Origin of the sequence: Pseudomonas sp. Je.1.5.c (assembly GCF_051129895.1) — a bacterium.
In the GTDB taxonomy this organism is placed as follows: domain Bacteria; phylum Pseudomonadota; class Gammaproteobacteria; order Pseudomonadales; family Pseudomonadaceae; genus Aquipseudomonas; species Aquipseudomonas urmiensis.
This window is the reverse complement of the sequence record NZ_JBCPSP010000010.1, coordinates 131,133-142,696: the sequence shown is the minus strand read 5'-3', so window position 1 is coordinate 142,696 and position 11,564 is coordinate 131,133. Positions and strand designations below refer to the sequence as shown.

12 protein-coding genes are annotated in these 11,564 nt (G+C 63.0%); 7 read left to right on the top strand and 5 right to left on the bottom strand.

What is annotated here, in order from left to right:
* Positions 1 to 108: 108 nt before the first annotated feature.
* Complete coding sequence (locus AAZU54_RS11105; protein ID WP_405129203.1) at positions 109 to 1,074, bottom strand: zinc ABC transporter substrate-binding protein; 966 nt, start codon at positions 1,072 to 1,074, stop codon at positions 109 to 111.
* An 18-nt stretch (positions 1,075 to 1,092) separates the two neighbouring features.
* On the opposite strand from AAZU54_RS11105, the gene zur reads away from it, so the two are divergent.
* The 4 genes from zur (at position 1,093) to AAZU54_RS11085 (ending at position 3,959) form a co-directional block, all read left to right on the top strand.
* Positions 1,093 to 1,578 (top strand): zinc uptake transcriptional repressor Zur, encoded by a 486-nt coding sequence (gene zur / locus AAZU54_RS11100; RefSeq protein WP_186553196.1) that lies wholly within the window; start codon positions 1,093 to 1,095, stop codon positions 1,576 to 1,578.
* A complete protein-coding gene (gene znuC / locus AAZU54_RS11095; RefSeq protein WP_186553195.1) occupies positions 1,575 to 2,348 on the top strand; it encodes a zinc ABC transporter ATP-binding protein ZnuC in 774 nt (257 codons plus the stop codon). Before zur ends, znuC begins: the two co-directional genes overlap by 4 nt.
* Positions 2,341 to 3,123: a zinc ABC transporter permease subunit ZnuB gene (gene znuB, locus AAZU54_RS11090; protein ID WP_312152423.1), complete on the top strand. Its 783-nt coding sequence runs from the start codon at positions 2,341 to 2,343 to the stop codon at positions 3,121 to 3,123. The genes znuC and znuB overlap by 8 nt, the downstream gene beginning before the upstream one ends.
* A gap of 128 nt (positions 3,124 to 3,251) precedes the next feature.
* Positions 3,252 to 3,959 (top strand): PA5502 family lipoprotein, encoded by a 708-nt coding sequence (locus AAZU54_RS11085; protein ID WP_186553193.1) that lies wholly within the window; start codon positions 3,252 to 3,254, stop codon positions 3,957 to 3,959.
* Positions 3,960 to 3,992: 33 nt separating this feature from the next.
* Here AAZU54_RS11085 and katE read toward each other — a convergent pair whose 3' ends face one another.
* Positions 3,993 to 6,137 (bottom strand): catalase HPII, encoded by a 2,145-nt coding sequence (katE, locus tag AAZU54_RS11080; protein WP_434727152.1) that lies wholly within the window; start codon positions 6,135 to 6,137, stop codon positions 3,993 to 3,995.
* Positions 6,138 to 6,359: 222 nt separating this feature from the next.
* On the opposite strand from katE, the gene AAZU54_RS11075 reads away from it, so the two are divergent.
* The 3 genes from AAZU54_RS11075 to AAZU54_RS11065 all read left to right on the top strand — a co-directional run bounded on the left by AAZU54_RS11075 (position 6,360) and on the right by AAZU54_RS11065 (position 8,873).
* The gene (locus tag AAZU54_RS11075) at positions 6,360 to 7,367 is read left to right on the top strand and encodes a methionine ABC transporter ATP-binding protein (RefSeq protein ID WP_186553191.1); all 1,008 of its coding nucleotides are present in this window, start codon (positions 6,360 to 6,362) and stop codon (positions 7,365 to 7,367) included.
* Positions 7,367 to 8,038, top strand: coding sequence for a methionine ABC transporter permease (locus AAZU54_RS11070; protein ID WP_186553190.1), 672 nt, complete (start codon positions 7,367 to 7,369; stop codon positions 8,036 to 8,038). The genes AAZU54_RS11075 and AAZU54_RS11070 overlap by 1 nt, the downstream gene beginning before the upstream one ends.
* A 64-nt stretch (positions 8,039 to 8,102) precedes the next feature.
* Positions 8,103 to 8,873: a MetQ/NlpA family ABC transporter substrate-binding protein gene (locus tag AAZU54_RS11065; protein WP_434727151.1), complete on the top strand. Its 771-nt coding sequence runs from the start codon at positions 8,103 to 8,105 to the stop codon at positions 8,871 to 8,873.
* A gap of 104 nt (positions 8,874 to 8,977) precedes the next feature.
* Here the strand turns inward: AAZU54_RS11065 and AAZU54_RS11060 are convergent, their stop codons facing one another.
* Genes AAZU54_RS11060 through AAZU54_RS11050 form a run of 3 tightly spaced genes read right to left on the bottom strand, consistent with a single transcriptional unit; the run spans position 8,978 to position 11,558 of the window.
* Positions 8,978 to 9,610, bottom strand: a complete 633-nt coding sequence (locus AAZU54_RS11060; protein ID WP_186553188.1) for an SCO family protein — start codon at positions 9,608 to 9,610, stop codon at positions 8,978 to 8,980.
* Positions 9,607 to 10,506, bottom strand: coding sequence for a heme o synthase (cyoE, locus tag AAZU54_RS11055; RefSeq protein ID WP_186553187.1), 900 nt, complete (start codon positions 10,504 to 10,506; stop codon positions 9,607 to 9,609). Before cyoE ends, AAZU54_RS11060 begins: the two co-directional genes overlap by 4 nt.
* Positions 10,491 to 11,558, bottom strand: coding sequence for a COX15/CtaA family protein (locus tag AAZU54_RS11050; protein ID WP_434727150.1), 1,068 nt, complete (start codon positions 11,556 to 11,558; stop codon positions 10,491 to 10,493). Before AAZU54_RS11050 ends, cyoE begins: the two co-directional genes overlap by 16 nt.
* Between the last annotated feature and the right edge of the window lie 6 nt (positions 11,559 to 11,564).

Sequence of the window (11,564 nt, the reverse complement as noted above, 5' to 3'; positions counted from 1 at the left end):
TGGCGTTTAAATGGCCTTTCGCGCTGTAAAGCCAGTGGCCTATCGCGGGGGCAAGCCCGCTCCCAGGCGTGGGAGCGGGCTTGCCCCCGCGATAACGTCAGCAGTACATCACAACTGCTCCAGGCACCCCGCCAGATCGCTGCCCAGCTTCTCCAGCAAGCGCTCATAGCCCTTGCCATCCACAGGGTCCGTGCCACCCAAGGCATCCAGCTCGGCCAGGCGCACCGGTAACCCGGCAGTCAGCGTCTCAGCCAAACGCGGGCGCAGCGGCGGCTCGCTGAATACACACGTCTTGCCCACTTCCTGCAGGCGCTTGCGCATCGCCGCCACGTGCTGCGCCCCTGGCTGCACTTCCGAGGCAACGCTAAATACCCCAGTGTGCTTGAGGCCATAGTTGGCCTCGAAGTAGTCGAAGGCCTCGTGGAACACGAAGTACGGCTTGTTGGCCACCCCAGCCAGGCGTGCCTTGATACGCTGGTCCAACGCGTCCAGCCGCTCGTCGAAGGCTTTGAGATTGCCCTGGTAACGCGCCGCATTGGCTGGATCGACCTTGGCCAGGTCTGCGGCCATCTTCGCGGCAATCACCCGCGCATTGACCGACGACAACCACAAATGCGCATCCAGGCTGCCTGGGCGGTGATCATGGTCGTGATCGTCATGGTCGTCGTGCCCACCTTCATCGTGCGAATGGCTGTCCTCGCCAAAGTGGCGCAGTTGCATGCCGGGCAGCGACTGCACGGCAACGCTTGGCTTGCTGCGGGCGTTGAGGACGCGCGGCAGGAAGTTTTCCATGTCCGGGCCGATCCAGTACAACAGGTCCGCATCGCCCACGCGCCGTACGTCGGAAGGGCGCAAGGCGTAGTGGTGCGGCGAGGCACCAGGCGGCAGCAGCACGTCAGGGCTGCCAACGCCGTCCTGCACCGCCGCGGCAATCTGCTGCAAGGGCTTGATGCTGGTCAGCACGCGGACGTCAGCCTGGGCAGAACAGGCGATAAAAGCGACAAAAAGGACAAGGAAACGGGGCACGGTGAATACTCGACTTGTCAGAAACAGGTAACATAATAACGTCTCCATTCAGAACCGTCGCCGCTCATGTCCATCACGCCGCTGGCTCACCGTCCCCACGACCATTCCCATTGCGTGCACAGCGCCCTGGCCGAAGCCGATGCCATCTGCATCCGCCAAGGCCTGCGCCTGACTGCCTTGCGCCGCCGGGTGCTGGAGCTGGTCTGGCAGAGCCACAAGCCGCTGGGCGCCTACGACATCCTCGCAGTGCTCAGTGAGCAGGACGGCCGCCGCGCGGCGCCGCCAACCGTGTACCGGGCGCTGGATTTCCTCCTGGAAAACGGCCTGGTGCACCGCATCGCCTCGCTCAACGCGTTTATCGGCTGCAGCCATCCTGAGCACGCGCACCAGGGTCAGTTCTTGATCTGCCGCGCATGCCACGTGGCCATCGAGCTTGAGCAAGACAGCATCAGCGGCGCCATCGTCGCCAGCGCCAAGGCCGTCGGTTTCAGCGTCGAAACCCAGACCGTGGAAGTGGTGGGCCTGTGCGGCAACTGCCGAGGCGCGGCATGAGCGATGCACTGATCCGCCTCGAACAGGTCGGGGTCACGTTCGCAGGCGAAGCGGTTCTGGACAACATTGACCTGGCAGTGGCGCCTGGCCAGATCGTCACCCTGATCGGCCCCAATGGCGCCGGCAAGACCACCCTGGTGCGCGCCGTGCTCGGCCTGCTCAAGCCCCATCGGGGCAAGGTCTGGCGCAAGCCCAAGCTGCGCATCGGCTACATGCCGCAGAAGATCCAGGTCGACCCGACGCTGCCGCTGTCGGTACTGCGCTTCTTGCGCCTGGTGCCCGGTGTAGACCGCGCGGCAGCCGTTTCAGCGTTGCAGGAAGTGGGCGCCGAACAGGTCATCGACAACCCGATCCAGAACATCTCCGGTGGTGAGATGCAGCGTGTGCTGCTGGCCCGGGCGCTGCTGCGCGAGCCGCAACTGCTGGTGCTCGACGAGCCGGTGCAGGGCGTCGACGTGGTCGGCCAGACCGAGCTGTACAACCTGATCACCCGCCTGCGCGACCGCCACGGCTGCGGCGTGCTGATGGTCTCGCACGACCTGCACCTGGTGATGAGCACCACCGACCAGGTGGTCTGTCTGAACCGCCATGTGTGCTGCTCGGGCCATCCGGAGCAGGTCAGTGGCGACCCAGCCTTCGTCGAGCTGTTCGGCCAGAACGCACCTAGCCTGGCGATCTACCACCACCATCACGATCACAGCCACGACCTGCATGGCTCGGTGGTCGCCCCCGGCACCCATGTTCACGGAGAGCACTGCAAGCATGGCTGATTTTCTTCTCTACGCCCTGCTCGCGGGACTGTCCTTGGCTGTGGTGGCCGGCCCCCTGGGGTCTTTCGTGGTCTGGCGGCGGATGGCCTACTTCGGCGATACCCTGTCCCACGCCGCTTTACTCGGGGTAGCACTGGGTTTCGTGCTGGACGTGAGCCCAGCGTTGGCGGTGACGGTTGGCTGCCTGTTGCTGGCGATCCTGCTGGTGACCCTGCAACAACGTCAGCCGCTGGCCTCCGACACCTTGCTCGGCATCCTCGCACCCAGCACCTTGTCGCTGGGCCTGGTGGTGCTGAGCTTCATGCACGATGTGCGCATCGACCTGATGGCCTACCTGTTCGGCGACCTGCTGGCGATCAGCCCGACTGACCTGGGCTGGATCCTCGGCGGCAGTGCGCTGGTCCTGCTGCTGCTCGGTGCACTGTGGCGGCCACTGCTGGCGATCACCGTGCACGAAGAGCTGGCGATGGTCGAAGGCTTGCCGGTGGCGGCCTTGCGCATGGCGCTGATGCTGCTGATCGCGGTCGTGATTGCCGTGGCGATGAAGATCGTAGGCGTGTTGCTGATCACCTCGTTGCTGATCATTCCGGCGGCTGCGGCGCAGCGTCACGCCCGCTCGCCCGAGCAGATGGCGCTGGGCGCCAGCCTGCTGGGGGTCACGGCGGTATGCGGCGGCCTGGCGATGTCCTGGTTCAAGGACACCCCAGCCGGCCCATCGATCGTGGTCTGCGCGGCGGTGCTATTCTTGCTGAGCCTGGCGGTGCCGAAGCGCTGAAAAATCTGGGTGCGCGCAGGCGCATCCTGCAACCTTTTCGCGGGTAAAGGGTCTGTAAGACTTGTTTTCGAGCGTGCGCACCTGGGTGTAGACTTGCTCGCTTTTTGCGCAAATAGAGAGTCGCAGGAATGAAGCCGTTCGCCTCCCGTTATCTGCTTGTTGCCGTGTTTTCGTTGTTCCTGGCCGCGTGTTCCAGCGCCCCGGTCGAACAATCGACCGCGCCTGCCCAGCCTGATGCCTGGGGGCAACTGGAGCAGAGCATTGCCAGCAACGAGCTGGCCACAGCCGAAGATCAGTTGACCGCCTTGCAGGCGCAATCGCCTGACGATGCCCGTGTTGAACAGTATCAGCGGCAATTGGCCGAAGCCTATCTGCGCCGTAGCCAGATCGTGCTGCAAAAGGGCGATGTCAATGCTGCCGCCACTGCCCTGGCGCGGGCGCGGGCACTGATGCCGCGTGCACCTGCCATCACCGGCGGTGATGCCGTGGCCCAGGCACGCAAGGCTGAGCTTGAGCGCGCGGAGGCTGCGCTCAAGGCGGCTGAGGCCAAGCCCAAGGCGCGAGTGATCGATCCGTCTGCGCCGAGCACTGTGGTGGCGCTGAAGACCACCGACAGCCGCGCCATGCGCCGCCAGCTCGATGACATTGCCGCGGATGTGGTGAATTATCAGTGCGACGTGGTCTTCCAGGTGCCGCGCACTGACGATGCGCCCTGGTTGAAAACCTTGCTGGAAAAGCGCGTGCGCAAGCTCGACAGTGGCTTTGAGCTGAAGCAGAAGCATGAAATTCAGCGCTCGCTGCCGGCGCAGGTGGTGCTGGTACCGCATCAGGGTTGAAAATTTTGGGGCTGCTGTGCAGCCCCAAAAATCTCACGCCGGAACAGATTCAGCAGCCGCCTCGCGCTCCCAGACTCGATGCCCTTCCACTGCCTTGACGAAGGCATCGACTGCTTTCTGATCATCTCCGACCAGCAACCCCTTGTCTTCCTTGAGCCCCAGCTTGTCCAGCAATGCCTTGGCGTCCTTAGCCAGGCCTATCGCCTTCAGGTGCTTATAGGCCTCAAGCAAGTAATGCTTGGCCAGGCCACTTTCACCCAGCGCCTGCAGCGAAGCCTTGCCAGCCGGAACCAAAACCCCGTCGACCAGCACCGACGGCATCCCCTCCATCGACGCATCCACCGCCAGCGCCTGGCCATCGGCAGTCTTCACTGGCGCCGAACTCGGCCCCAACAGCAACGGCCGGGCACTTTGCGCTTCCAGCGCCTTGACCAACCTGTCGACATCCGCGCCATCGACCCCATCGGCCACCAGCAGGGCGATCTTGCGCCCCTTGATCCCCACGCTGCCGGGGTGATTCATCTGGCTCAACGCCGGCGATTTGGCCAGTTTCGAACCCTTGACCTGCACCGTGCCCTTCTTCGGCGCCGGCAAACCCAGGTTGGCCGCCACTGCCGCCGCCAACTTCAGATCGATGTTGGCGAGAATCTCGTTCACCTCGCGCGCTCGAATATGCTCGCGCTCAACTTTGCCCAACTCAAAGCTGTAGGCCTTGATGATGTGCTGTTGCTCATGCGCGCTCATGCTCTGGAAGAACAACCGCGCCTGCGAGAAGTGGTCGCTGAACGAGTCACTGCGTTGGCGGATCTTGTTGGCGTCGATACGCTCCTGATAGCTCTCGAAGCCGCCATCTTGCGGGCCAGGTGGGGTTTCCTTAGGCCAGCCGCCGTCGATACTGTTGGGCTCGTAGGAGGCGCGCCCCTTGTCGATGGTCATGCGGTGCAAGGCATCGCGCTGACCGTTGTGATTGGGCGCAACCGGGCGGTTGATCGGGATTTCATGAAAGTTCGGCCCACCTAGGCGGCTGATCTGGGTATCGGTGTAGGAGAACAGCCGGCCCTGCAAGAGCGGGTCGTTGGTGAAGTCGATACCCGGCACGATGTGTCCGGGGCAGAAGGCGATCTGCTCGACCTCGGCAAAGAAGTTGTCCGGGTTGCGGTTGAGCACCATCTTGCCCAGCGGGGTCACCGGCACCAGCTCTTCGGGGATGATCTTGGTCGGGTCGAGCAGGTCGAAGTCGAACTTGTGCTCATCCGCCTCCGGCACGATCTGTACGCCCAGCTCCCACTCCGGATAGTCACCCGTTTCGATCGCCTCCCACAGGTCACGGCGATGGTAGTCGGTGTCTTTGCCTGCCAGTTTTTGCGCTTCGTCCCACAATACCGAGTGCACACCCTGACGCGGCTTCCAGTGGAATTTGACGAAGCTGGCCACCCCCTCGGCGTTGATCAGGCGGAAGGTATGCACGCCAAAGCCTTCCATCATCCGCAGGCTGCGCGGAATGGCGCGGTCAGACATGGCCCAGATGACCATGTGCGCCGACTCCGGCACCAGCGAGACGAAGTCCCAGAAGGTGTCGTGGGCCGAGCCTCCAGTGGGGATCTCGTTGTGCGGTTCGGGCTTCACCGCATGGACAAAGTCGGGAAACTTGATCGCATCCTGGATAAAGAACACCGGCATGTTGTTGCCAACCAGGTCGAAATTGCCCTCATCGGTGTAGAACTTCACGGCAAAACCGCGCACGTCGCGCACCGTGTCGCCAGAGCCACGCGGCCCCTGCACTGTGGAAAAGCGCACGAACACCGGGGTGATTTTCTCTGGATCGCGCAGGAACCCAGCCTTGGTCAGCTCGGCATGGTCGCCATAGCTCTGAAAGTAACCATGCGCACCGGTGCCACGGGCGTGGACGATACGCTCGGGAATGCGCTCATGGTCGAAGTGGGTGATCTTCTCGCGCATGATGAAGTCTTCGAGCAGCGAAGGCCCGCGCGCGCCGGCTTTGAGAGAGTTCTGGTTGTCGGCTATCTTCACCCCCTGATTGGTGCGCAACGCTTCGCCGGTAGCATCGCCACGGAAGTTTTCCAGGCTCTGCAGCTTGGCATTGGTGTTGGCGCGGTCGGGGGTCTGGGTGCCGGCGAGCTGGCTTTCACGGGGGGCGTCGGGGTTCTTGCTGGGCATCTTCGGCTCTCCTCATCAGTCTTCAGGCTGCCCTTACGGGCTTGTTCTAGTAGTGACTGGAGGGTGGCGACAGGCGTTCAATCAGGTTTACCGGCTGTCGCGTTATATCCGCGCGATTGGTCGGTTACGAAATAAATGCTAAGAACAGCTATGGGAAAAGGCTAAAATGCGCGCCCGGCTTACCGCTGACCCAACTTCCATGCGCCCCACAAGGTTCGCTACGTGATCGAGTTTCAACATGTGCACAAGACCTACCGCGTCGCCGGTAGGGACATCCCCGCCCTCAATCCGACCAGCCTGACCATTGAAAATGGCCAAGTGTTCGGCCTGATCGGCCACTCCGGCGCCGGCAAGAGCACCTTGCTGCGCCTGATCAACCGCCTTGAAGCGCCAAGCGGCGGCAAGATCATCGTCGATGGCGAAGACGTCACCGCGTTCGACGCCAACCAGCTGCGCGGCTTCCGCCAGCAGGTCGGGATGATCTTCCAGCACTTCAACCTGCTGGCCTCCAAGACCGTTGCCGACAACGTCGCCTTGCCGCTGCTGCTCGCCGGCGAGCTGTCGCGTGCCGAGATCGACAAGCGCGTGACTGAATTGCTCGCCCGCGTTGGCCTGCAAGACCACGCCAAGAAGTACCCCGCCCAGTTGTCTGGCGGGCAGAAGCAGCGCGTCGGTATCGCCCGCGCCCTGTCGACCCGGCCGAAGATCCTGCTGTGCGACGAGGCCACCAGTGCCCTCGACCCGCAAACCACCGCCTCGGTGCTGCAGCTGCTGGCGGAGATCAACCGCGAACTGAAGCTGACCATCGTCCTGATCACCCATGAAATGGACGTGATCCGCCGGGTCTGCGACCGCGTGGCGGTGATGGACGCCGGCCAGATCGTCGAACAAGGGCCGGTGGCCGAGGTGTTCCTGCACCCACAGCACCCGACCACCAAGCGCTTCGTCCAGGAAGACGAGCAAGTCGATGAGGGCGAGCAACGCGACGACTTCGCCCACGTGCCAGGGCGCATCGTGCGCCTGACCTTCCAGGGTGAAGCCACCTACGCGCCGCTGCTGGGCACTGTGGCCCGCGAAACCGGTGTCGACTACAGCATCCTGGCCGGGCGTATCGACCGCATCAAGGATGTCCCCTATGGGCAGCTGACCCTGGCCGTGACTGGCGGCGACATGGAGGCGGCGTTCGACCGCTTCAAGGCAGCTGATGTACATATGGAGGTACTGCGTTGATGGACGCCCTGAATTTCTTCGCTAACGTCGACTGGGCCGAAATCTGGCTCGCCACCATCGACACCATGATCATGCTGTTCGGCTCGCTGTTCTTCACCGTGCTGCTGGGCCTGCCGCTGGGCGTGCTGCTGTTCCTGTGCGGACCGCGGCAGATGTTCGAGCAGAAGGGTGTGTACGCGCTGCTGTCGCTGGTGGTCAACATCCTGCGCTCGCTGCCGTTCATCATCCTGCTGATCGTGATGATCCCGATCACCGTGCTGATCACCGGCACCTCGCTGGGTGTCGCCGGGGCTATCCCGCCACTGGTGGTCGGGGCCACGCCGTTCTTCGCTCGTCTGGTGGAAACCGCCCTGCGTGAAGTGGACCGCGGCATCATCGAAGCGACCCAGTCGATGGGCGCCACTACCCGCCAGATCATCACCAACGCACTGCTGCCAGAGGCCCGTCCGGGTATCTTTGCCGCGATCACCGTGACGGCCATTACCCTGGTGTCGTACACCGCGATGGCCGGCGTGGTCGGTGCCGGCGGGCTGGGTGACCTGGCGATCCGCTTCGGCTACCAGCGGTTCCAGACTGACGTCATGATCGTGACCGTGGTGCTGCTGCTGATCCTGGTTCAAGTTCTGCAAAGCGTCGGCGACAAACTGGTCGTGCACTTTTCCCGTAAGTAACCCCAATGGGGTCGGCCCAGCCGACCCGTTCGGGGGCCGTCGCGGCCCTCACAAGGAGTGATTGATGAAAAAACTGCTTGCTGTCGTCGCCGCCGCTGCGGCCTTGTCGGCCAATGCCGACACCTTGACCGTTGCCGCCACCCCGGTGCCGCACGCCGAGATCCTCGAGTTCGTGAAGCCGCAATTGGCCAAAGAAGGTGTCGATCTTAAGGTCAAGGTGTTCACTGACTACATCCAGCCAAACGTGCAGGTCGCCGAGAAGCGCCTGGACGCCAACTTCTTCCAGCACCAGCCGTACCTGGATGAGTTCAACAAGGCCAAGGGCACCAACCTGGTCAGCGTGGCTGGCGTGCACCTGGAGCCGCTGGGCGCTTACTCGAGCAAGCTGAAGAAGCTCGACGAGCTGTCCTCCGGCGCTACCGTGGTCATCCCTAACGACGCCACCAACGGCGGCCGTGCCCTGTTGTTGCTGGACAAGGCAGGGGTGATCAGCCTCAAGGACAAGACCAATATCCTGTCCACCGTGAAAGACATCACCGGCAACAGCAAGAACCTGAAATTCCGTGAACTGGAAGCTGCGACCATCCCGCGTGTGCTGACCCAAGTCGACCTGGCGCTGATCAACACCAACTATGCGCTGGAAGCCAAGCTCAATCCTGAGAAGGATGCCCTGGTGATCGAAGGCAGCGACTCGCCTTACGTGAACATCCTGGTGGCGCGTCCAGATAACAAGGAATCAGACGACATGAAGAAGCTGGCCGCAGCCCTGCATTCGCCTGAGGTGAAAGCCTTCATTACCGAGAAGTACAAAGGTGCAGTGATTCCGGCGTTCTAAGCCGCCTGGAACGCTAATCGCGGGGCAAGCCCGCTCCCTCGCCAATGTCCTGCCTAGAGCAATGGCGTGGGAGCGGGCTTGCCCCGCGATGCTTTTAGGTCGATTCAGTCGCGCTTAACCAGCCCAGGCAACTGCGCCACCAGCTTCTGGTTATTGAACGGCGCCCGGATGAACCCGCGCTGACGCCCATCCGGCCCGACAATCGCCAGGTTGCCGCTATGATCCACGGTATACCCAGGCTTGCTGGTGTCGGCCGGGATGAACGGAATGCTCAAGGCATTGGCCAGTTTCTGGGTATCCTCGATCGACCCCGCCAAACCTACGAAATCCTTGTCGAAGTAGCCCAGGTACTGCTTGAGTTGATTGGCCGTATCGCGGTTTGGATCGACGCTGACCAACACCACCTGAAAACGCTCCAGCGCTTGCTTGGGCAGCTCGCTCTTGACCTGGCGCAGCTGGGCCAGGGTAGTTGGGCAGATGTCCGGGCAGTAGGTGTAGCCAAAGAACAGCAAAGACCACTTGCCCTTGAGCTCATCGAGCGCCACCGGCTGGCCGTTCTGATCATGCATGGTCACATCCGGCACAGTGCGGCTTTGCGGCAGCAGGATGATGCCGGCATCGATCAGTTCGGTGGGGTTGGCCTCGCCGCGACCATTGAGCACCTTGTTGACGGTCAGGCCGAGGATCAACGCGACCACGGCGACGAGGATGAAGACGGTTTTCTGGGTTCGGGTCATAGATTCAGCAACAAGTAGTGATCAACGAGCAGCGCGATGAACAAGGCAAACAGGTACCCGATAGAGTACTTGAAGGTCTTGATCGCCGCGTGCGGCCGGGTGCCACGGTACAACACCCAGGCCCACTGGACAAAGCGCAGGCCCAGCAGCAGCGCACAGCCCAGGTAGAGCGGCCCGCTCATGTGAATGGCGTAAGGCAGCAGACTGACCGCCAGCAGCACCCAGGTATACAGCAGGATATGTAGCTTGGTGTAACGCTCGCCGTGGGTCACCGGCAGCATGGGGATTTCGGCCTTGGCGTACTCCTCGCGGCGGTGAATAGCCAGGGCCCAGAAATGCGGAGGGGTCCAGGCGAAGATGATCAGTACCAGCAACAAGGGTTCAGCACTGATATGCCCAGTCACCGCGACCCAGCCGAGTAACGGCGGGGCAGCTCCGGCCAACCCACCGATGACAATGTTCTGCGGCGTGGCGCGCTTGAGAAAGCCGGTGTAGATCACGGCGTAACCGAGCAGCGAGGCCAGCGTTAGCCAGGCAGTGAGGGGATTGGTAAAGGTCAGTAGCAGGGCCATGCCCAGCAGCGCCAAGACCAGGGCAAAGCTCAGCGCCAGCACCGGCGCGATTCGCCCCTCAGCCAACGGCCGCTTATGTGTACGCGCCATCAAGGCATCGATACGCCGGTCGACCACATGATTGACCACTGCCGCAGCGCCCGCGCACAAGCCAATTCCCAGGTTGCCGAACACCAGCACAGCCCACGGCACACCCGCGCGGGTGGCGAGGAACATCCCCGCCAGCGAGGTGATCAGCATCAGTACCACCACCTTGGGCTTGGTCAGCTCCAGGTAATCGCGCCAGCCGGCCTGCTGCCGGCGTTCACTCAGAACCGTCGCCACGTGTCATTCCTCATCGGTACATGCGCACCCGCCACGCGGGTGAAGCGCCAGCCATGGCCCAGGCGAACCTTGTCGACGACCCGAATGCGGTAGTTCACCAGCATCATCATCAACAGCAACGCGGCGCCGCCAGCGTTGTGCGCCACGGCCACCGCCAGCGGCAGGTGCAACAGCACATTGCTGATACCCAAGCCGATCTGCAGCGCCAAGGCCAGCAACACCAAGCGCGCCAGGCCGGCCAGGCCGTTGCGATAGAGCTTCCAGCTGAGCAGCAGCAACACCGCCGTGACCAGCAGGGCGCCCAACCGGTGGCTGATATGAATGGCCGTGCGGGCGTCACTGTCCAGCTGCCCGCCAAGGTAGTTTGGGCCGACGTGCTGGGTCAGATGGAAGCCGTTGCTGAAGTCCGCCGCCGGCCACCATTGGCCATGGCAGGTCGGCAGGTCTATACAAGCAACTGCGGCGTAGTTGGCGCTGACCCAGCCGCCCAAGGCGATCTGGCCGATCACCACCAACAGCGCCAACGCCGCTACCCGGCGCACGCTCAGCGGCAGTTTTGGCAGGGGCGCAAAGGCCCGGGATAGACGCAGGGATAGCAGGAACAGCAGGCTCAAGGTGGTAAAGCCACCAAGCAAGTGCGCGGTGACCACCTGCGGCCAGAGTTTCAGGGTTACCGTCCACATTCCGAACGCCGCTTGCGCCAACACCACCCCTAGCAACAACACCGGCAAGCGATAGGGCTGACCGTCACGCGCATGGCGGCGCACGGCCTGGAAAGCGAGCAGGGCAATCACCAGTGCCAGGGCCCCGGCAAAGTAGCGGTGGACCATCTCCGCCCAGCCTTTGGCCGCTTCCACCGGGTGTTCGGGGAAGTGCAGCTCGGCGTGGGCCAGCTGCGCGTCGGACTTGGGCACGCTGATAAAACCGTAGCAGCCCGGCCAGTCGGGGCAGCCCAGGCCTGCATGGGTGAGGCGGGTATAGGCACCGAGCAGAACGACCACAAGTGCCAGCAGGGTGGCGAACACGGCGAGGCGGTATCCGGGTCTGGCCATGGTTTG